Below are 21,683 nucleotides of genomic sequence, written 5' to 3'. Positions count from 1 at the left end.
TTATCATCCTAACTGCTCACCTACTGTGAAGTAATCCTTACTGCCACGCAAGAAATCTTCTGTTTTCATACGTTTTTTCCCTGAAGGCTGGAGCTCTGTTATGTTCAGTTGCTTTCCATCAGCTGTTCCGATAAATAATCCATCTTCAACTCGAAGGATTTCACCTGGTTTTCCATTTGAAGTTTGTTCGACCTTTTCAGCCCACCAAATCTTTATCGTTTGATCTTTGTAAGTTGTATAGGCGACTGGCCATGGGTGAAGACCACGGATATGGTTATAGATTTCTTCTTGCGTCTTTTGCCAGTCAATTTTCTCTTCATTACGTTTAATCGTGTAGGCATAAGTTGCTTTTTCATGATCCTGAGGTGTCGCATTTACTTCATTTGAGAATATTGCTGGTAAGGTTCTCTTCAATAAACCTGCCCCCACAATAGATAGCTTGTCATGAAGGCTTCCGGTGTGATCGTTCTCATCAATTCGTATAGCCTCTTGACTAATCATATCACCCGTATCCATTCCTTCTGCCATATACATGATGGTTACGCCTGTTTCTTTCTTCCCTTGCATGATGGCGTAGTGAATCGGTGCACCCCCACGTAACTCAGGTAGCAAGGAAGCATGCACATTAATACAACCAAAAGGTGGCACATCCAATAAAGCCTTCGGTAAAATTTGGCCGTAGGCAGCTGTAACAATAAGGTCAGGTTTGTATTGCAAAATTTCTTCAAAATCTGTTCGGATTTTTACCGGCTGAATAACCGGAACACCATGTTCCAAAGCAAACGCCTTCACCGGAGAAGGTGTCATTTGGCGCTTTCTTCCTCTAGGTTTATCTGGTTGTGTAACGACTGCTACAACCTCGTAATCTGATTCAATTAACATCTTCAATATAGGAACACTAAAATCTGGTGTACCCATAAACACAATTTTTTTCGTCATATAATACTCCTCTTCAAGTCTATTCTTTGGCTGTGTTAAAGATTAGTATTGATTTTTAAAAAAAGTCTAAAATCATTGAAATGTGAGCGAAGGTGGCGACTCCAGCGGGTCAACTAAGACCGGCCACGTCCTGTGGCCAACGTTGACACTAGCCGTCCATGGCGTCGGAAAAGCACGAGTCTCGAGACCCCGCAGGCCTTGTTTTCTGGCCGAGGAGGCTCGAGCCGTGCCCGCGGTATAGAAGACACTGCGATTTATCGCAGATGTCGCCTTATGCCCTGTGGGTAAAAGCGTCCAACGTAAGCGATTCACAGTTTCAATAATAAACTTTAACATGGCCATTTACATAAAGTAGTATGGATCAAAATCAATCGTCATTTGAAGTTTATTTTGATTCACTTCTTTTTTAAAGTGCTCTAATACATTTCGTAGAGCGTAATCAACTTCTTCTTTTCGCTTATATTTTATCATGCATTGATAACGATAGCGATCCTTAATCCGTAGCATTGGCGACGGCGTTGGTCCTAACAAAATCGATTCTTGAGATAAATTTTTGGCTAACTCGTTGGCTAGCTCATTGGCCATTTGATTCACTTGCACGTGATTTTCATGTGATAAATTAATCAATACCATAAAGTAATAGGGTGGATATCCGACCTGTTTCCGAAAGTTCATTTCCCGTTGAAAAAATCCTTCATAATCATATTCACTCGCCAATACGACGGAGTAATGCTCTGGTGTGTAGGTTTGGACGACCACTTCTCCTGGTAGTTCATGACGTCCTGCCCGACCACTCACCTGTGTCAACAATTGAAATGAACGCTCACTTGCGCGAAAGTCTGGCAAATGAAGCATTGAATCTGCTGCAATCACACCAACAAGTGTCACATTTTTAAAATCGAGTCCTTTGGCAATCATTTGGGTTCCAAGTAATATATCCGCTTCACCCCGTCCGAATTGACCAAGTAATTTCTCGTGCGCTCCTTTTCTCGATGTTGTATCGACATCCATCCGAATGACACGCGCCTTTTCAAACTGAGCATTCAATGCTTCTTCTACTTTTTGTGTCCCGGTACCAAAAAACCGGATGGCGTCACTCTCGCAATTCGGACATGTTTTTGGCATGCTACGTTCCGCATTACAATAATGACACTTCAATTTATGGTGTCTTCGATGATAGGTCATCGAGATATCACAATGTTCACATTGTATCGTTTCACCACATTCACGGCACATGACAAACGATGAGTAGCCTCTTCGGTTCAAAAGAAGAACAATTTGTTCATTTTTATCTAACCGATCTTGAATTTTCTCGGTTAATGATTCAGAAAACATCGAGCGGTTTCCTTTCTCCAACTCTGTTCGCATATCAACGATTTCAATGTGCGGAAGATCCTGTTCATTCACACGATCTTTTAGCTCAAGTAATGTATAGACATCTTTTGACGCTCTTGCATAGGACTCTAACGTTGGTGTTGCACTTCCTAAGACAACTGGACATTGGTGTACACGCCCTCGATATTTTGCCACCTCACGTGCATGATATTTTGGATAATCTTCTTGTTTATAGCTTGTCTCATGTTCTTCATCAATAATAATAATGCCTAAATTTTCAAATGGCGCAAACACAGCTGAGCGTGCGCCAACAACAACACTTACTTCTTTTCGTTGAATCTTTCGCCATTCATCATACTTTTCACCTTGGGATAGCGCACTATGTAAAACAGCTACTTCTCCACCAAATCGCTCCTTGAACCGGGTAACCATTTGGGGAGTGAGGGAGATTTCCGGTACGAGCACAATCGCTTCTTTTCCTTCGTCCATCACGCGTTGAATGGATTGTAAGTAAATTTCCGTCTTACCACTACCTGTCACACCGTGCAATAGAAATACTTCATGTCTATTTTCATCAATCGATGTATGAATTGGTTCAATGGCTGATTGTTGTTGATTAGTGAGAGATAACGATTTTGTGCGTTCGGCAGTATTTTTTTGATAGGGATCCCGATAGACTTCCTTTTTAACACGTTTTAAAATCTTTTTTTCGATCAGTTGATCAATCGGACTTTTCGTTGTTTGAAGTTTCTTGATTAACTCATTTAGTAAAATCGGCTGCGGTTCTTCTGAAAAAAATTCTAATACTAATCGTTGCTTCTTCGCTCGGTTACCTAAATCTTCAATTACTTCAAGTAACTCTTGCTCATCGATCGCTAACTCGATATACGTCTCCCTCTTTATGCGATTTTTCCCTTTGACGATATATTTCACATCTATGAGTCCTTCTTTGATCATCCGAGTTACTTGGCTTGAAGGTATTTGATGTTTTTCTAACTCTTCAAAAGGAAATACTTCCCGTCCTTCTGCAGCGATTTTCCATGCGTAAGGAAGTTCGTCTTCGTCGGCCAGCAACCAAACTTCCTTTTTATACTTCGCTTTAAAAGCTGCGGGTAACATTGCCTGCATAGCGGATATTCGATAGCATAATGTTTCCTCTTGTAGCCACTTAGACAAATCGATTAATTCGTTCGTCAAAACAGGTGTATGGTCCATAACACTGATAATCTCTTTTAATGATTCGAACTGACTTTCACTCGTCAATTCAGTCACAAATCCCATGACTTTTCGTGGACCAAATGGCACGATGACACGAACTCCTGGTTGCACACTACCTTCTAGATTTTTAGGGATTTCGTAGTCAAATAAAGAATCGATTGCTGCTGCTGCAACATCGATGACGACCTTTGCTACCGCCATGCTTATTCCTCCGTCATTTTTCGATTAACTAATTGCATCAATTCCTCTGCAATCTCTTTCTTTGTTCCGTACGGAATTCGATGTTCTTCATTATCCTTTGTGTAAAAAACAACTTCATTATGATCTGATTGAAATCCTTTTTGAAAACCAATTTCATTGATGACAATCGCGTCGAGTTGTTTGCGTTTTAACTTTTCTTTTCCATATATCAAAGGTTGTTCCGATTCCGCCGCAAATCCGACCAAATATTGATTTGTTTTTTCTTTACCTAGTGTTGCTAAAATGTCTTGAGTGCGTTCCAGTTCGATGACAAGGTCACCATCTTTTTTCTTCATCTTTTGATCAGAAGTTTGCTTTGGACGATAATCTGCTACTGCGGCTGACTTAATTACTAAATCTTGTTCAGGAAATTCTTTCATGACAGCTTGATACATTTCATCTGCTGACTGAACATCAACGGTTCGGACACCTGCAATTTTAGCTAAGGAAACCGGTCCAGAAATGAGGGTGACTTCAGCTCCAAGATCTTTTGCCGCTTGAGCTAAGGCATAGCCCATTTTTCCAGAAGAATGGTTTGTAAAAAAACGGACGGGATCAATGATTTCTTGTGTCGGTCCTGCTGTAATCAAAACCTTTTTACCTTTCATCACTTCCGTCTTTTTTTCATGGTTGTTAATAACTTCAATAATTCGTTCTGGTTCTTCTAAACGACCTTTTCCTACATAACCACATGCCAAATAGCCGTCGCCTGGTTCAATAAAACGGTAGCCCATCTCTTCAAGCTCGATCAAATTCTTTTTAACAGATGGATGAGCATACATATGAACATTCATCGCTGGTGCGATATAAACAGGTGACGTTGCCGCCAACAGCGTAGTCGTCAACATGTCATCCGCTAGACCATTCGCTATCCTACCCAATAAATGGGCTGTCGCTGGTGCCAATATCACAAGATCCGACCAATCTGCCAAGTCAATGTGGGCAATTTTTTCTGGATTCTTTTCGTCAAAGGCGTCCGTGTAAACAGGATTTCTCGATAAAGCTTGGAAGGTAAGCGGTTGAACAAATTCTGTCGCCCCTTCTGTCATAATTACTTTAACATCGGCTCCCTGTTGGACTAATTTACTTGTTAACGCACACGCTTTGTAGGCAGCGATACCGCCGGAAACACCTAACAGGACCTTTTTTCCATTTAACATGTGATAACCTCCGTTTGTATACGAATCAATTAGGCTCTGAAATCATACGTTTATACCATACATATAGAGCAATATTGTACTTCTATAATAATGTCTTCGAATGATAAGAGAAAAGAACTCGATTTATACTTCTTTTCATAATTATACGTGAATCGAATATCTGTTTCCACTAGATGATATTCCATTAAAAAACCCGACTCCTCTTGTAAGTGAGAAGCCGGGTCTTTCATTCGTCTTACTGTTTGACTGTCAATTTTTCATCTAGAATTTCTTCTAGTGCAATTCCGACCCACTTCTTGGATGTCGGATTTTCAACCATATAATTTTCTTTTTGATGAAGTTCTCTAGCGCGTTGTGCGGCAATTGTTACGATTGCATATTTAGAATCGATTTTTTTCAATAAGTTATCTACAGATGGTTCGAGCATTACAAATCCACCCTTCCTAATGCTTTTTTATATTGTTTAGAAACTCGCTCTCTCTTACAATGTTCACTCACGACAATTGATTGAATACGTGAAACAGCTTTTTTCACTTGATCATTCACGACGACATAATCATATTCATCCATCATATCAATTTCTTTTTTAGCTTCCAACAAGCGATTCTTCACTAAATTTTCTGTTTCTGTACCACGATCAATAATTCTGTTTTTTAGTTCCTCTAAACTTGGTGGGAACAGAAAGATAAAGACACCTTCAGGAAAGTTTTTCTTTACCTGCATGGCACCTTGCACTTCAATTTCTAGAAATACATCCTTACCCGCTTTAAGTGTTTCTTCCACATAAGCTTTCGGCGTTCCATAATAATTTCCTACATACTCAGCATACTCAATTAGTTCATTTTGCTCAATCATTTCCTCGACTTCTTCTTTACTCTTAAAGAAGTAATCCACACCGTTTGTTTCACCGACTCGCGGTTTACGAGTTGTAACAGAAATTGAATATTGCAATGCGGGATCTTGTTCAAATAAAGCTTTTCTGACCGTTCCTTTTCCTACACCGGATGGACCGGATAGAATAAACAGGATTCCTTTTTCATCTTCCACAAACGTTCCTCCTAATTATCTCCGTTCATATCGTCATTATCAATTCGTCCACCGACTGTTTCTGGCTGAACAGCAGATAGAATAACATGATCGCTATCTGTAACGATAACCGCTCTAGTTCGACGACCATATGTTGCATCAACAAGTTTATTTTCATCTCTTGCGACAGTAATAATTCGTTTAATTGGAGCTGACTCTGGTGAAACGATGGAAATGATTCGGTTTGCTGACACAACATTTCCAAATCCAATATTAATCAGTTTCAGATTCATTCTCTACTCCCCTAACTAGTTCAATATATACTCTTGTATTTTTTATGAATATACCTATTATACGCTAAAAATAACTAAAAACTCAAATTCTATTCTATATTTTGTACCTGCTCTTTGATTTTCTCTATTTCACTCTTCATTTCAACAGCTATTCGGCTAACTTCAGAGAGAATTGATTTTGAAGCGATCGTATTCACTTCTCTTAACAACTCTTGTGCGATAAAGTCAAGCTTACGACCAATTGGACCGTTCTTATCTAGCGTTTCTAAAAATTGTTCGATATGTGAATGTAGTCTCGTCAATTCTTCTGCTATATCCGCTTTTTCTATTTGAATAGCAGCTTCTTGAACAATTCGTGCTTCATCGATACCTTGCCCTTCAAGCATCTTTTCTAATTTCTCTTTCAAAGAATTGAATTGTTCTGTTTCTAACCGTTTCGCATGCTCCTCTAATTGGACTGTATAGCTTTTCAATGACTGAATACGGTTGATGAAATCTTTTTGAATCGCTTCACCTTCAGTAGTCCGCATCTCTATGACCTGCTGAAGTGCTTCTTGCATACCATCTTTGATTGTCTTCAGCAGTTGTTCATCTAATACATCAGGTTCTTCGATATAAAATAAATTTTCCATAGAAAGAATATGTTCGATAGATAGAGAGCCTTGTATATTTCCTTTCTCTTGAATGGCTTCGATGCTTCTAAGATATTGATCAAATAGACCCCAATCTACTTGCATTTTTTTGTCTGTCAGTTGTTCTCCATTGCAAGCTATGTACACATCGACTCTTCCCCTGCTCAACTCGGCTTTCATTTGTTTTTTCAATTCATTTTCGTATGGATAAAGCTCACGAGGAATTTTACATGAAATGTCTAAATAACGATGATTGATTGTTTTTACTTCGATGGTGATTTGTCTTTTTTGATTATGTGAAACAAAGCGACCATAACCTGTCATACTTTTAATCATTTGAATCACCTTACCTTTTTCATCTCTTATTATTCTTGCACTAATGAAAAGAGTTTTTCAACTGTTTCGAGTGATGATTGTTTTAAATTTTACATTTGATGCAGGTATACAACATTATTAATTTTGTTCTACAAAGGCTCACACATTCTATTCAGCCATTGTTCATGATACACTATTGAAAGAAAAGAGGTGTTTTTTTATGCCATTAGACGGAATCGTCACTTACGCGTTAGTCGAAGAACTTTCAACTGAATTAGTCACTGGACGCATGACAAAGATTCATCAACCAACCGAACATGAATTAATCATTACTGTTCGAAAAAATGGTCAAAATAAAAACTTATTACTCTCTGTGCACCCGAATTATGCTCGGGTTCATTTAACAAGTGAGAAATATACGAACCCAAAAGAACCACCATTGTTCTGCATGGTATTAAGAAAATACTTAGGTTCAGGTTTCATTAAATCTGTTGAGCAAATTAGTATGGAACGAATCATTAAAATCAGAGTAACAAGCAAAGATGAAATTGGTGACTCGCTAGATTACGACTTGTACATTGAATTAATGGGCAAACATAGTCACATATTGTTAGTCGATCCGAGTAGAAATGTAATCCTTGAATCCATGAAACATATTGGATTTTCCCAAAATCGATACCGGGCACTGTTACCTGGCCAAACCTATATCTTTCCACCGGATCAAGGCAAGATCAATCCGTTGAAGCTTGACCCAGCAGAGTTTGTCAAAAAACTAGACTTTAATACAGGTAAAATTGACCGTCAGATCCTATCTATTCTGATGGGTGTTTCTCCATTGGTCAGTCAATCGATAGCACATCTCGCATATCTAGGAGATGAAAAGAAATATATTGAAGTTTTTGACCGATTTCAAACTCAATTAATGGAGAACGATTTTCATCCACATATAGGTCGTGGTCAAAAGGAAGATTTTCATGTGTTGAAAAACGTCCAGCTAGGAGAACCGACTACCTCGTACGAAACAGTCAGTGAGATGCTCGATACTTTTTATCAAGGAAAAGCTGAACGTGATCGTGTCAAGGGATTAACGCACGATATCATGCGTTTACTAAAAAATGAACGAAGCAAAAACGAGCGAAAAATTAAAAAGCAGCAACAAACATTGAAAAAAGCTGAAGATGCTGAACAATACCAAAAATATGGTGAATTACTGACTGCTCATATGCATCTTGTAAAACCTGGCGACAGTCAAGTTACGGTAATTGATTATTATGATCCAGATCAAAAAGAAATCTCAATTGAGTTAAACCCGAATAAATCAGCCAGTGAAAATGCACAACAATTATTTAAACAGTATCAGAAACTAAAAAAATCAAAAGAAGTTGTTACACAAGAAATTGAAAAAGCTGAAACAGAAATCGATTACTTGGATCGGTTGATTCAACAGCTTGAAGATGCTCGTGAAGAAGATCTGGAAGATATCCGAGCTGAGCTTGAAGATGAAGGCTATTTAAAGAGAAAATCTACGAAAAACAAAAAGAAAAAGAAAAAAGTTATTCGTTTTGACCGTTTCCAAGCGACGGATGGTACAGAAATCTACGTTGGTCGAAACAATAAACAAAACGAATACTTAACGAATCGTCAAGCAGATAAAGAAGATATCTGGTTACACACCAAAGACATACCTGGTTCACACGTCATTATTAAATCAGCGAGTCCAAGCGAAGAAACGATTGTAGAAGCTGCGACGATTGCAGCTTTTTACAGCAAATCGAAACATTCTTCCTCCGTACCGGTAGATTACACAAAAGTGAAGCACGTCCGAAAACCAAATGGCGCAAAACCAGGATTCGTCACCTATGACAACCAACAGACGGTTTATGTAACACCCGTTGAAAGCGAAATTGATAAATTAAGAATGAAAGAATTATAAAACAGGATTCGCTTGCATCATCATAAAAAAGTTTTTCAACGCCCGGATGACCGATCACTGCTGTCATTCGGGCGTTTAGGCGTTGTCTATTCGACCGAATGATGGACGGCTTGAACCGATTATCGGGTAGTTGCAATCATTTTATCGGGCGGTTGGAACCGATTGTCGGGTGGCTGCAACCGTTTGTCGAGCGGTTAGAGCGCTTGATCGATCGGCTGCATACGTTCGTCGGGCAACTCGACATGCTGAGCGTATTCAATTAAAAAATTCATACTGGGATGCATATATCTTCTGCAAGCATCCCAGTACGAATTAAATCATTCAGCGGATTTTCTCATTTTCAGCTTACATTCCTAGATCCTTTATTATTTTCCTCAGATTCGAACATTCCCTCTGTTTCTTGAACTTTGTCTCTTCCAGGTAAGATTAGATTTAAAATTACTCCAATAATCGCTGCAAGTGCCATTCCTGCAATTTGTACGTTGTCGTTAATTTGAATAAACGCACCACCGACACCGATCACAAGAATGACAGAAGAGATAATTAAGTTTCGTTTCTTTCCTAGGTCAATATTATTATCGATTAACATACGTAGTCCACTTGATGCGATAATTCCAAATAACAGAATGGACACCCCACCCATGACTGGGGTTGGTATTGACTCGATTAAAACGGAAACGAGGTCAATAAAGCCAAAGGTGATTGCTAAAACGGCTGCTCCTCCGATGACAAACACACTGAATACACGCGTAATTGCTAGAACACCGATGTTTTCACCATAAGTTGTATTCGGTGGTCCACCTAATACAGATGCAATCATTGTTGCCACACCATCGCCTAATATCGATTTATGCAAACCTGGATCTTTTAAAAAATTACGTTCAGCGATTTTTGATAACACCATTTGATCTCCGATATGTTCCGTAATCGTGACAAGAGCTACAGGTACCATGATTGCAACGATAGAAAAGCTTAGTACATCTATTGGCGCATAATCAACGAACGGAATTAGAAAATCAGGTTTAGCGATTAATGCTCCAAAAAATTCACCAATGGAGGAACTGGATGTTAACTCATTCCAGCTTGCCTGCAAATTTGTCGTATCAACTGCCCCCATTAACAAAGCAGAAACATAACCACCTACAATTCCGATTAAAATAGGAATTAAGTTAAAAAATCCTTTAAAGAATATCGATGCGATTACTGTAATACTCAATGTGATAAGCGCAATTAATATATAAGTTGTACTGTAATTTCCTTCGCCATCATACATGGCCATTTCAATGGCTGTCGGTGCTAATCCAAGTCCAATGACCATAATAACTGGTCCTACGACAACAGGTGGCAAAAGATACAGTAACCAATTTACACCACTTAATGAAATTAACAAGGCAACTATTCCGTAGACAATACCTGCGAGGAAGGCACCTACCATCGCTCCAGCAAGTCCATCTGCCATACTTGCAGCAATAATCGGCGCGATGAACGCAAAACTGGATCCTAAGTATGCTGGTATTCTTCCTTTTGTAATAAAGATATAAGCAAGTGTTCCTAGTCCACTAGTTATCAAAGCTACGTTTGGTGGCATTTCCGTTAAAAATGGTACGAGAATTGTAGCTCCGAACATGGCAAAAATGTGTTGCAAGCTAAGAATCAACCACTGGTTCCATTTAGGTACATCGTGAATATCCAATACTTTTTCTTGATTTGACATCGTTTTACCCCTCCGACTTGTAATTTTGACCATAAAAAAAACTCTCTGCTGGTCGCAAAGAGGGTAGACGTCATACGGACCCCGCATACGTTTCCTTATGCGACCTTGCCAGCCTCTCTGGACTGAGATTTAAAGGCCTTTCATTTTTATTGTTTCAACATGTTTCATTTATTCGTAAATGCTTACTTCATCTTGTTCATCGACTTCAGACAACTTCACTTTGATCACTTCATTTGTTGCAGTAGGAATGTTTTTACCGACATAATCCGCTCGAATTGGTAATTCGCGATGCCCCCGATCGACCAATACGCCCAATTGAATAGTTTTAGGACGGCCGAGGTCAATGATTGCATCCATCGCAGCTCTTACCGTTCGGCCTGTATAAAGCACATCATCGAGTAAAACAACTTTCTTTCCTTGGACTGTTGATGTAATATTTGTCTGGTTAACCGTTGCTTCATCCTGCGTGTCTTTATTCGATAAATCATCTCGGTAAAGTGAGATGTCAAGCTCTCCAGTCTCGACATCTACACCCTCAATTTCCTTTATTTGTTGCTGAATTCGATTTGCTAAAGGAGTCCCTCTTGTTTTGATTCCAACAAGCAAAAGATCTTCAGTACCTTTGTTTTTTTCTAGGATTTCATGAGAAATTCGTTTAATCGCTCTAGAGATCGCTGCATCGTCTAAGATTTTCGTTTTTTCGTTCATAGTTTCCTTCCCCCTTCCTATTCACCTCAAAATAAAGAACGGCTTTAAGGCATAAAAAAACTCTTTTGCCACAAGATGACAAAAGAGGATTTTTCACCGCACAAAAAATTTTGGTTAGGTTTATCCGTCACCTTGCTGATCTCACAGGATCATTCTTAAAGGTTCACTATACTTACCGTTAATTTTACTCGCTTCTGAAAAAAAGTCAAGGTCTCCGATCAATTTCCTTCAAAGTCTCTTGAAAAATAGCCGGTGCATCAGCTGTCACAATAATTTTCTCTGACGTAATCGGATGGTTGAACTCTAACCGTCTAGCATGTAAAGCTTGTCCTTCTGTATTCAACGTCTTTCTTGGACCATACTTGGGATCTCCGACAATCGGAAAACCGATGTATTTAAAATGGACACGTATTTGATGCGTCCGACCTGTTTCCAAATCGCAAACGACATGAGTGTAATTCGGAAAACGTTCATGAACACGGAAATGAGTAATCGCTTCTTTGCCATGATCAACGACTGCCATTCGTTTGCGGTCGCTCGGATCTCTACTGATCGGCGCTTCAATGGTACCTAACTCATGTTCGATTTCTCCATGAACAATCGCTTGATATTGCCGTTTGACATTTCGCTCCCTTAACATCGTCGCAAGCTTTTCGTGGGCATCATTCGTTTTAGCCACAACCATTAACCCGCTCGTATCTTTATCCAAACGGTGAACGATTCCAGGGCGAAAATCCCCATTAATGTCAGAAAGCTTCGTATGAGCAATCAAACCGTTTACAAGCGTACCGTCTGAATGTCCAGCAGCTGGATGAACGACCATCCCTTTTGGTTTGTTGACGACCAACAAGTGGTCATCCTCATAACGAATATCCAAATCCATTGATTGTGGTTTTAATTCGAATACTTCCTCTTCTGGTATTTCCCATTCAATCAAGTCACCTTGCTGACACCGATAATTTGTTTTTGCTTTTTTTCCATTTACTTGTACTAATCCATCTTTAATCCATGATTGAATTTGGCTTCGTGATTCTTCTGGATTTAATGTCGTCAATAACTTGTCCAGTCGGGTTGTATGGAATTGTTCTTCTACTTGAACAGATTGTTTAGCCATTCTTTATCTTCCCTTTTCCATTAGAGTCTTCAAATAAAATGAGAATGATAATTAGAATTACTCCGATTGTTAAAGCTGAGTCTGCGATATTAAAAATCGGAAAATTATAATCAAAAATATAAACGTCGATGAAGTCGACAACTTCTTGAAATAAAATTCGATCGATGAAATTACCGATTGCTCCACCTAGAATAAAAGAGAAACCTAATTGCAGCATCGGTTGGTCACGATTTGTCTGAATAAAGTAAACTACTACACCAACTACAACGATTGTAACGATGTAAAAAAACCACATTTGCCCTTCCAATATTCCCCAGGCTGCTCCGCTATTTCTATGAGAAGTAAAATACAAAAAGTTTGGCATTAACTCTAGTTGCTCACCGATTTCCATTCTGGTAACAACTATATACTTTGTCACTTGGTCGATTGCTATTAAAAATAATGCAAGTATGTAGTATTTAAACACCTTGATTCGCTCCTTCCACTCTTTGATTGTAGCACAATACAATCATGCATTCGATAAAAAATGTGAGTTGCCTGTTAAATAAATGAACTTGAAAGAAGCTATCGATCGAGTTAGTGAATGAACGCAAAAACAGCATCAACCGAGTAGTCTGTTAAACATTCGAATGGTGCTAGTGTTTTTTAAAGTGCAGTACAAGATAGCAAATGATCGTGACAATAGGCGTATACAAAAGGTTTGTAGATATACACTGAAGGTTTGCGATTTAACCCTGAAGATTCATTAATTAACCCTGAAGGATTGCGAATTAACCCTGAAGCATCACGAATTAACCCTGAAGCAACGCGATTTAACACTGAATACAGCCTATTTAACACTGAAGCTCTAAGAACTAGCATTAAAACGCCCCGACACACACTGTGATTGATCACAGATGTCGCCTTATATCCTTTGGGTACAAGCACCCGCCGTAAGCGAATCGCCTGAGAACAACGGCTTTCATCGTAACCTACCCTCAGTTGCGTACTTCCCCCAACAAATTAGAGCCAATAGAGAAAATATCAAACAGAAAACCCGAACGATTTATTTACGCCTAAATCGTTCGGGTTCTCATGTCTTCTGTAAATTTTTCATAGCGCCTTATATCAACGGCAACTATTCACTTCTCATGTCTTCAACGATTGGTGCACAACGTTCACATAGATCTGGATAATTTGGATCGTTGCCGATTGTTTCTGAAGATACCCAGCAGCGTTGACACTTTTCGCCTGGATGTTCTTCAACAGCGACCGATACACGCTCGTAAGCCTTAGCCAAATGATTAGCTTCCTCTAGTCGTACTTCGGAAACAATGAAGTATTGATGCAAGTTCTCTGTCTCTTTTAAGAGATCAAAGGTTTTTTCATCTTTTGGTACGATTGTTACAAGCGCTTCTAGTGATTTACCAATCACTTTATCCGCACGTGCTTCTTCCAATGCTTTTAATACATCTTCTCGCACTTCCATCAATGCTGCCCATTTCTCTTTGACAGCGTCGGCATTTTCAGGGTGCTTGGCCTCCGGTAAGTCTGTTAGCTGAACACTTTCTTCTTCAACTCCTGGAATATAGGACCAAGCTTCGTCCATCGTATGTGAAAGAATTGGTGACAACAGCTTAGTTAAGCTAACAACAATTTCATAGTAAACCGTTTGAATACTTCTTCTTCTTGGATGATCAGCTTTTTCGATATATAAAATATCTTTTGCAAAATCCATATAGAATGAACTTAGATCAACGGTAGCATAATTGCTGATTGTATGATAAATAACAGAGAAATCATACGCATCGTAAGCTTTTTTCACTTTATCAATTGTCTCTTGTAGACGAATATACATAAACTGATCGACTTCTTCTAGTTCCTCATAGGATAGTGCATGTTTTGCTGGATCAAAATCATTCAAGTTTCCGAGTAAGAAACGGATTGTATTTCGGATCTTTCTATATACTTCTGCTACTTGCTTCATAATGTCATCTGAAATACGTACGTCTCCGGAATAATCCGCACTGGCGACCCACAAACGAAGAATATCGGCACCATACTGCTTCATTAGTTTAGAAGGTACAATGACATTACCCATGGACTTACTCATCTTACGACCTTGGCCATCTAGTGTAAATCCGTGGCTTAAAATTCCTTTATAAGGAGCTTTGCCTGTGACGGCTACAGCTGTTGATAAAGAGGAGTTAAACCAGCCACGATACTGATCTGAACCTTCAAGGTATAAATCAGCAGGACGTTGTAATTCTTCTCTTTCTTCAAGCACACCTTGGTGGGTAGAACCTGAATCGAACCAAACATCCATAATGTCTGTTTCCTTTGTAAATTCACCATTTGGACTTGAAGGGTGTGTAAATCCTTCTGGAAGCAAGTCTTTCGCCTCACGTTCGAACCAAACGTTTGAACCATGTTCACGGAACAATTCAGCGACGTGTTCAATCGTTTCATCCGTAATTATTGGCTCGCCTGTCTCCCCGTAGAATACAGGAATCGGCACACCCCAAACTCGCTGTCTAGAAATACACCAATCTTCACGATCCTTCACCATGTTCCACATACGGGTCTCACCCCAATGTGGATGCCACTTCACATTTTTGATTTCACTTAAGATATCATCACGGAAATCTTTAATGGAAGCAAACCATTGAGAAGTTGCTCGGAAAATTGTCGGCTTCTTTGTTCGCCAATCATGCGGATAAGAGTGTGTAATAAATTCCAAGTGTAACAATGCACCTGTTTCTTCTAATTTTTCGGTGATGGATTTATTTGCTTTATCATAAAACTCACCTTCGAAGCCTGGCGCCTCATCCGTGAAAACACCTTTATCATCAACAGGACTGAGCGCTTCTAAACCATATTGTTTCGCTACCCAAAAGTCATCTTCACCGTGACCTGGTGCTGTATGCACACAACCGGTACCTGCATCTGTTGTGACGTGATCACCGAGAATGACTAAAGAATCTCGATCATAGAAAGGATGCTTAGCTACAATATTTTCAAGCTCGGAGCCCTTCCAAGTCTTCTGAACTTCTGGAGAATTCCATTCCAACTTTTCAGCGACTTCGTCAATTAATTCTTCTGCAATGATATATTTCTCGCCATTAACCGAAACTAACACGTATGTCAGTTCAGGATGTATAGCAATCGCCAAGTTCGCAGGAATCGTCCATGGAGTTGTCGTCCAGATGATGAATTTCTCATCTCCATCCAGTACACCTTTTCCATCTGTTACATTAAATGCGACGTAGATTGATGGAGAACGCTTATCTTGGTATTCGATTTCCGCTTCAGCTAGTGCTGATTCTGATGACGGGGACCAATAGACTGGTTTTTTACCCTTATAAATATAACCACGTTTCGCCATTTCACCAAAGACTTTAATTTGATTCGCTTCAAAGTCTGGTCGAAGTGTAATATATGGATTATCCCAGTCACCACGAACACCAATTTGTTTGAACTGTGTTCGTTGATTGTCAATTTGCTGCAACGCATACTCTTCACAAAGTTTACGAAACTCCGCTGGAGACATTTCTTTCCGATTAATTTTTTTCTTTTTTGTTAATGCGACTTCGATCGGTAAACCGTGAGTATCCCAACCAGGGACATACGGAGCATCATAACCATTCATTGATTTATGTCGAACAATAATATCCTTTAATACTTTGTTCAAGGCATGGCCCATGTGCAAATCACCATTTGCGTACGGAGGACCATCATGCAAGATGAACTTTGGTCGATCTTTTGTTCTTTCTTGAACTTTTTGGTAGATTTGTTGTTCTTCCCATTGTTGTTGCATTTCTGGTTCGCGTTTTGGTAAGTTTCCACGCATCGGAAAATCCGTTTGCGGCATGTGTAATGTATCTTTATAACTCATTATTATCCTCCTCTATAGCTTCATTTAAAACAAATAAAAAAAGCCTTCTCATCCCCTATAAAGGGACGAGAAAGCTCGCGTTACCACCCTAATTGAACAGAAAATTTTTCCGCTCCACTCGTTCGTTCGTAACGTGAACAATACGTTCAAGCCTACTTTCTTTCGACTTGAAAACTCAGGGATGATCTTCCTTTATTTGAAGTCACCAGGCTCACACCTTCCCTGGCTCGCTTTGGACAATCTCATAAAGTACTGTTCCCATCAACGTTTATATATAATAATTTATTGATTGCATGAAAATTATATGGAAAGAAAAATAATTCGTCAAGCATTTGTATTCAATTAATTATTCGGATGTAGAATATTGATTCAGTCTTGGCTCTTCTTCTTGGTCTTGGTTAGAATCAATTTCAAATAATTCTTCCCAATCATTCGTGTCAATAATATCCAGTTGAGCTTCCACTAGCATTTTCAAACGTGTACGAAACACTTTTGCTTGCTTTTTAAGCTCTTCGACTTCCATTGCCGTACTTCTTGATTTAGCTAATGCATCATTAATAATGCGATCGGCATTTTTCTCTGCCTCTTTAATAATAAGCTTCGCCTCTTTATTCGCATTACTTTTAACTTCATCAGCTGATTCTTGTGCAACTAAGATCGAACGATTCAACGTTTCTTCAATGTTCGTGAAATGGCTCAATCGCTCTTCCATTTCATAAAGTTTATCTTCAAGTGATTTCTTTTCGCGGATGACTTTTTCATAATCCTTGATGACAAGGTCTAAAAAGTCATTGACTTCATCTTCATCATAACCTCTGAATCCGCGTGTAAATTCTTTATTATGAATATCAAGTGGCGTTAATGCCATGTAATCTCCCCCTATTGTACGTTCACTACCGATTACTGGTTAACTTTCGACAAAAACAGTGGAATTCCTGCCATTTCGGCAATTTATTTTAACAATGCGGTTTTAATTCGCTGTTTATCTTTTTTCGTAGTCCCAAGCACTTCCAACATCTTGCTTCTCCCTTTAGTACGTACAGATAATAAATCTCCTGCTTCTAGTTGGTATGCCGGTTGCTGTATGACTTGATGATTCACTTTGACTGCTTCTTTTTCGATCATTTTTTGTGCTTGCTGTCTGGACATACGATAGATTTCTTTCATGACGACATCCAATCGAACGGATGAAACAGTACTTTCTTTTACTTCCCAATTTTGGCTTGGAGCAACAACATGTTCTAACTTTACTTCTTCTAATGATACACGACTTTTTTTAATTTGTGTCAAATTCATTTGAAAATAAGGAGCTAGACTCTCATCACAAATGATTTGAAATTCTCCTTCAGCAATTGTCAAATCACCTAGCTTCTTTCTATGTATGCCTAACGACATCATACTTCCCAATACATCTCTGTGACTTAACGTGACAAATTTCGCCGGATAAGTGCCCCGTAGCGCAGTCATTTGAAAATCCTTTTGAGAAGTTTCAACATAAAACGGCGCGAGGATCGCTCTTTTACGTTCAGCTTCATCATAGCCGCCGTCAAAGGATAAACGAAACTCTTCATCTTGACCAATTACCGATTGAAAGACGATCTGCTCACGTGGATCCAAAAAGTCCGTCAATACAGAAACATGAGTCCTTTCCACTTGATCTTTCCAATCTAAAATCTGATCGATCAAATGCTGTTCTTCTGGTCTGAAGTGCTGATAGATCTTCATGGTTCTCCTCTTTCTTAACGAATTAAACTAGCATTCCATATAGAACCCATACACCGTTTGATGCTAGTTGTAATGCGATAATCGCAACAATTGGCGAAATATCCAACATACCAATTGGTGGGATGATTTTTCGGAAAGGCTCTAAATAGGGTTCGGTAATTTTTCCAAGAAATTCACCGACACCACTTTCCCGTGCACCTGGAAACCATGACATCAAAATATAGATGATTAATGCCCAGGAATAAATGGATAATGCGGTTGAAAGTAATTTAAATACTTCAAATAACATACTCTTACCTACCTTTTCGTTGGAACTCAAACTCTTCATCGATCAAACCGTTGATACTACCAGAAATGCTGACATGCTCTGGTGTACATAAAAAGGTTTGGCTTCCTAGTTTTTGAATTTTTCCATTTAAGCCATAAACTGTACCACTAAGAAAGTCAACCATACGCTTACTATTGGTTTGATCTAAGCGCTGCATGTTTATTACGACTGATTTTCTTTTCTTAATGTGTTCTGCAATCTCTTCTACTTCTTCAAATTCTTTCGGTTCACAGAGAACCATTCGTGAGTCTTGTTGGACGGAGTGTATACTAACGATATTACTTTGTTCATGAGTTGCAATAGATGCTTCTTTTTTCTGTTCTTTACTTGCATAGTAATTTTCTTCTTCTCCATCCAAATCGAAGAACCCTTTTACTCGATCCATAAAACCCATCATTCGTCTCCTCCTATTCCTCACCTACAAGACTTGATCCTAAACGGATATGTGTTGCACCTTCTTCAATGGCAATCTGATAATCATTGCTCATTCCCATCGATAAATAGTCGCAGGGTGCAAAATCTAACGATAGCTGTTGAATTTCTGTTTGTAATTGTTTTAATGATTGAAAACAGTTTCGAATAACCTTTTCATCGTCCGTGTGAGGAGCCATTGTCATTAAGCCAACTACATTTATTTTTGGATAGTCCTTTAAAGACTGAATAAAGTCGCTCACTTCATTTGGGTCCAGTCCATGTTTTGAACTTTCACCACTTACATTCACCTGGACAAAACATGAGATTGGATGTTCTGCTCGTTTATTAATTTCTTTCGCCAACGACTTCCGGTCCAATGAATGAATGTAATCTACTTGGTGAATAATTTCTTTCACTTTCCGAGATTGTAATGTTCCAATAAAATGCCACTTCGCTTGATCATCAATCGCTGTATATTTCTTTTGGAATCCTTCCACTCGGTTTTCTCCTAAATGTTGAATCCCTGCCTCAATGGCTTCTTGAGCTCTTTCAACAGTAACATATTTAGTAACAGCAATTAGTTGAATATCTTCTGCATTTCGATTTGTGATCTCACATGCTTTCTGAATGTTTTTTTGAATGTTTGCTAGATTGTTTTGTACAGACACGTCTAACGCTCCTTTGAATTATAATACTCCTAAAAAAGCAGCCATCCTGCCTGTCTTGCCTTGGTCTCTACGATAAGAATAAAATAAATCTTCTTGCTCAAATGTACAATAATTGGTTTTTAAAATTTGATCTGGTCGAATACCTGCTTCCACAAAGATTCGTTCATTAAGTGTTTTTAAATCGAGCAGATAATGACCTGGTTTCGTTGCAACTAAAATTTGTGCGTGTTCTTTAGGTATCTGTTCAGCCACGGCGTCATTCACTTCATAGTGAGTTTGTGAGATCGACGGCCCGATTGCTACATGCATGTCCGAGAGTTTGCTTCCCTTTTGTTGAAATGTTTCCACTAACTTTTTGCCGATGCCTTTTACTGTTCCCTTCCACCCAGCGTGAGCCATGCCGAAATAGTGGTTCTTACTATCAATTACATATAACGGTACACAATCGGCATAATATGTAACCAAAAAGTCATTCGAATCATTGGAAAACATTCCATCAGCATCAAGCAATGGCTTGTCATGTTGCAGTTGTTTGTCATCCATCTGCCTGTCCGTCAAATCCACGATTCGGTCACCGTGTATTTGGTTAATGCATCTCCACTGAATCAGGTCTTTATTCAAAGCATTTGTTATGATCTGACGGTTTTCCATGACATCTTCTCTATGATCATTCACATGCAATCCGAGATTCAAACCTTCAAATGGAGGCTTGCTGACACCGTTATTTTTCGTTGTGAATCCAGCAATAACTCCATATTTTTCCCACTCTTTTATGAGCAGCATTGCTGTCGATTCATCGTAGTTAAATACATCTTTCACACTGAACGCTCCTTACATACGCTTATTTTATCATAATTGTTAGGATTTTTCTCATGTAACAATCGCTTAATTCAGGCGAACTAATATGACATCCGTTCCTATTTTAACAATATTCGTCCATGGAATCTTTAACTCCTCCTCATTTCCGAGTAGCCCGAACCATTTTTGACTGATGGTTACAATCAAATACGTCACGACACCTACTGTTACATCAATTTCTATATCTCCAACAAACCCTACTTTTTCACCTGAATCAATATTAATAATATCTTTTGATTGCAATTCCGAAAGCAACATAAACGATCACCTCATTATAGAATATGTCGCTGAACAACAAAAAAAGCCCAGAAATTCTGGACTTTTTTATACAAGTACGAATCAACAGCTTGAAGACTATGCTTCATCCATCTTTTCTAATACACTTTTATTCATTTCTTGTATGGCTGTTTTTTCTAATCTAGATACTTGAGCCTGTGAAATACCAATTTCATCGGCTACTTCCATTTGTGTTTTTCCTTCAAAGAAACGTTGATTAATAATTAATTTTTCACGACTATTTAATTTCTGGATTCCTTCCCGAATCGCTAAATCATTGACCCAAGAAGTTGCTTTTTCTTTTTCATCTCTCAGTTGATCAAGGACGAAAATAGGGTCGCTTCCATCATTATAAATTGGTTCGAATAATGAGACCGGATCTTGTATTGCGTCTAAAGCAAATACGACGTCTTCATGAGGCAATTCCATTTCTTCCGCTATTTGCTTCGTCGACGGCTCAGCATTGTTTTTTCCGATTAGATCTTCACGAATTTGTAAAGCCTTGTAGGCAATATCTCTTAGAGACCGTGACACACGAATCGGATTATTATCTCGTAAGTATCTTCTAATTTCACCTATGATCATCGGTACTGCATAAGTAGAAAATCTCACATTATGACTTAAATCAAAATTGTCTATGGATTTCATTAAGCCGATACAACCAACTTGAAATAAATCGTCCATATTTTCGCCACGATGATTAAATCTTTTTATCACGCTTAATACTAATCTTAAGTTACCGTTAACAAGTTGTTCTCTTGCATCGAGCTCCCCTTTTTGCATTCTTTTAAATAAAAATCGCATCTCGTCATTCTTTAAAACAGGTAATTTTGACGTATCTACACCACAAATTTCGACTTTATTTCTTGCCAATGTTTACCCCTCCCGCTGGAGTTGATGTCATTTATCAGTT

At 38.8% G+C, this 21,683-nt stretch carries 22 protein-coding genes and 1 other annotated feature; of the genes, 2 read left to right on the top strand and 20 right to left on the bottom strand.

Features of this window, described 5'->3' with window-relative positions:
- Positions 1–3: 3 nt before the first annotated feature.
- The 7 genes from fmt to KC820_RS01520 all read right to left on the bottom strand — a co-directional run bounded on the left by fmt (position 4) and on the right by KC820_RS01520 (position 7,179).
- Positions 4–939: a methionyl-tRNA formyltransferase gene (gene fmt, locus KC820_RS01550; protein WP_212367401.1), complete on the bottom strand. Its 936-nt coding sequence runs from the start codon at positions 937–939 to the stop codon at positions 4–6.
- A gap of 342 nt (positions 940–1,281) precedes the next feature.
- Positions 1,282–3,693: a primosomal protein N' gene (priA, locus tag KC820_RS01545; protein WP_212367399.1), complete on the bottom strand. Its 2,412-nt coding sequence runs from the start codon at positions 3,691–3,693 to the stop codon at positions 1,282–1,284.
- A 2-nt stretch (positions 3,694–3,695) separates the two neighbouring features.
- Positions 3,696–4,892: a bifunctional phosphopantothenoylcysteine decarboxylase/phosphopantothenate--cysteine ligase CoaBC gene (gene coaBC, locus KC820_RS01540; protein WP_212367397.1), complete on the bottom strand. Its 1,197-nt coding sequence runs from the start codon at positions 4,890–4,892 to the stop codon at positions 3,696–3,698.
- Positions 4,893–5,127: 235 nt separating this feature from the next.
- Entirely contained in the window at positions 5,128–5,319 is a 192-nt protein-coding gene (rpoZ, locus tag KC820_RS01535; RefSeq protein WP_144087678.1) for a DNA-directed RNA polymerase subunit omega, read from the bottom strand.
- Positions 5,319–5,939 carry a guanylate kinase gene (gene gmk / locus KC820_RS01530; protein ID WP_144087677.1) on the bottom strand — a complete coding sequence of 207 codons (621 nt, stop codon included), beginning with the start codon at positions 5,937–5,939 and terminating at the stop codon, positions 5,319–5,321. Before gmk ends, rpoZ begins: the two co-directional genes overlap by 1 nt.
- An 11-nt stretch (positions 5,940–5,950) precedes the next feature.
- Positions 5,951–6,211, bottom strand: a complete 261-nt coding sequence (gene remA / locus KC820_RS01525; RefSeq protein WP_144087676.1) for an extracellular matrix/biofilm regulator RemA — start codon at positions 6,209–6,211, stop codon at positions 5,951–5,953.
- Positions 6,212–6,300: 89 nt separating this feature from the next.
- Positions 6,301–7,179, bottom strand: coding sequence for a YicC/YloC family endoribonuclease (locus KC820_RS01520; protein ID WP_212367395.1), 879 nt, complete (start codon positions 7,177–7,179; stop codon positions 6,301–6,303).
- A 199-nt stretch (positions 7,180–7,378) separates the two neighbouring features.
- Between KC820_RS01520 and KC820_RS01515 the strand changes: the two genes are divergently transcribed.
- Complete coding sequence (locus tag KC820_RS01515) at positions 7,379–9,091, top strand: Rqc2 family fibronectin-binding protein (protein WP_212367393.1); 1,713 nt, start codon at positions 7,379–7,381, stop codon at positions 9,089–9,091.
- A gap of 98 nt (positions 9,092–9,189) precedes the next feature.
- Complete coding sequence (locus tag KC820_RS01510; protein WP_212367391.1) at positions 9,190–9,354, top strand: hypothetical protein; 165 nt, start codon at positions 9,190–9,192, stop codon at positions 9,352–9,354.
- A gap of 77 nt (positions 9,355–9,431) precedes the next feature.
- On the opposite strand, the gene KC820_RS01505 is transcribed toward KC820_RS01510, so the two are convergent.
- The 13 genes from KC820_RS01505 to sigG all read right to left on the bottom strand — a co-directional run bounded on the left by KC820_RS01505 (position 9,432) and on the right by sigG (position 21,643).
- Complete coding sequence (locus KC820_RS01505) at positions 9,432–10,805, bottom strand: uracil-xanthine permease family protein (RefSeq protein WP_212367389.1); 1,374 nt, start codon at positions 10,803–10,805, stop codon at positions 9,432–9,434.
- A 168-nt stretch (positions 10,806–10,973) separates the two neighbouring features.
- Positions 10,974–11,513, bottom strand: a complete 540-nt coding sequence (gene pyrR / locus KC820_RS01500; RefSeq protein ID WP_212367387.1) for a bifunctional pyr operon transcriptional regulator/uracil phosphoribosyltransferase PyrR — start codon at positions 11,511–11,513, stop codon at positions 10,974–10,976.
- 205 nt (positions 11,514–11,718) lie between these two features.
- Positions 11,719–12,627, bottom strand: coding sequence for an RluA family pseudouridine synthase (locus KC820_RS01495; RefSeq protein ID WP_212367385.1), 909 nt, complete (start codon positions 12,625–12,627; stop codon positions 11,719–11,721).
- Positions 12,620–13,093 carry a signal peptidase II gene (gene lspA / locus KC820_RS01490; RefSeq protein ID WP_212367383.1) on the bottom strand — a complete coding sequence of 158 codons (474 nt, stop codon included), beginning with the start codon at positions 13,091–13,093 and terminating at the stop codon, positions 12,620–12,622. The genes KC820_RS01495 and lspA overlap by 8 nt, the downstream gene beginning before the upstream one ends.
- A gap of 651 nt (positions 13,094–13,744) precedes the next feature.
- Positions 13,745–16,501: an isoleucine--tRNA ligase gene (ileS, locus tag KC820_RS01485; RefSeq protein ID WP_212367381.1), complete on the bottom strand. Its 2,757-nt coding sequence runs from the start codon at positions 16,499–16,501 to the stop codon at positions 13,745–13,747.
- A 58-nt stretch (positions 16,502–16,559) separates the two neighbouring features.
- Positions 16,560–16,775 (bottom strand) — a binding site (T-box leader).
- 72 nt (positions 16,776–16,847) lie between these two features.
- Positions 16,848–17,369, bottom strand: a complete 522-nt coding sequence (locus KC820_RS01480) for a DivIVA domain-containing protein (protein WP_144087667.1) — start codon at positions 17,367–17,369, stop codon at positions 16,848–16,850.
- A gap of 83 nt (positions 17,370–17,452) precedes the next feature.
- The gene (locus KC820_RS01475; protein ID WP_212367379.1) at positions 17,453–18,226 is read right to left on the bottom strand and encodes a YlmH family RNA-binding protein; all 774 of its coding nucleotides are present in this window, start codon (positions 18,224–18,226) and stop codon (positions 17,453–17,455) included.
- A gap of 22 nt (positions 18,227–18,248) precedes the next feature.
- Positions 18,249–18,515, bottom strand: a complete 267-nt coding sequence (locus tag KC820_RS01470) for a YggT family protein (protein WP_144087665.1) — start codon at positions 18,513–18,515, stop codon at positions 18,249–18,251.
- A 4-nt stretch (positions 18,516–18,519) separates the two neighbouring features.
- Positions 18,520–18,951: a cell division protein SepF gene (locus KC820_RS01465; protein WP_236782464.1), complete on the bottom strand. Its 432-nt coding sequence runs from the start codon at positions 18,949–18,951 to the stop codon at positions 18,520–18,522.
- Positions 18,952–18,961: 10 nt separating this feature from the next.
- Positions 18,962–19,636 (bottom strand): YggS family pyridoxal phosphate-dependent enzyme, encoded by a 675-nt coding sequence (locus tag KC820_RS01460; RefSeq protein ID WP_212367378.1) that lies wholly within the window; start codon positions 19,634–19,636, stop codon positions 18,962–18,964.
- 18 nt (positions 19,637–19,654) lie between these two features.
- Positions 19,655–20,455 carry a peptidoglycan editing factor PgeF gene (gene pgeF / locus KC820_RS01455; RefSeq protein WP_212367376.1) on the bottom strand — a complete coding sequence of 267 codons (801 nt, stop codon included), beginning with the start codon at positions 20,453–20,455 and terminating at the stop codon, positions 19,655–19,657.
- A gap of 66 nt (positions 20,456–20,521) precedes the next feature.
- Positions 20,522–20,752 (bottom strand): YlmC/YmxH family sporulation protein, encoded by a 231-nt coding sequence (locus KC820_RS01450; protein WP_144087662.1) that lies wholly within the window; start codon positions 20,750–20,752, stop codon positions 20,522–20,524.
- 96 nt (positions 20,753–20,848) lie between these two features.
- Positions 20,849–21,643 carry an RNA polymerase sporulation sigma factor SigG gene (gene sigG, locus KC820_RS01445; protein WP_144087661.1) on the bottom strand — a complete coding sequence of 265 codons (795 nt, stop codon included), beginning with the start codon at positions 21,641–21,643 and terminating at the stop codon, positions 20,849–20,851.
- Between the last annotated feature and the right edge of the window lie 40 nt (positions 21,644–21,683).

The sequence above is a fragment of the Allobacillus saliphilus genome, from assembly GCF_018138385.1.
Classification (GTDB): domain Bacteria; phylum Bacillota; class Bacilli; order Bacillales; family Alkalibacillaceae; genus Allobacillus; species Allobacillus saliphilus.
This window is presented reverse-complemented; position numbering and strand designations above follow the sequence as displayed.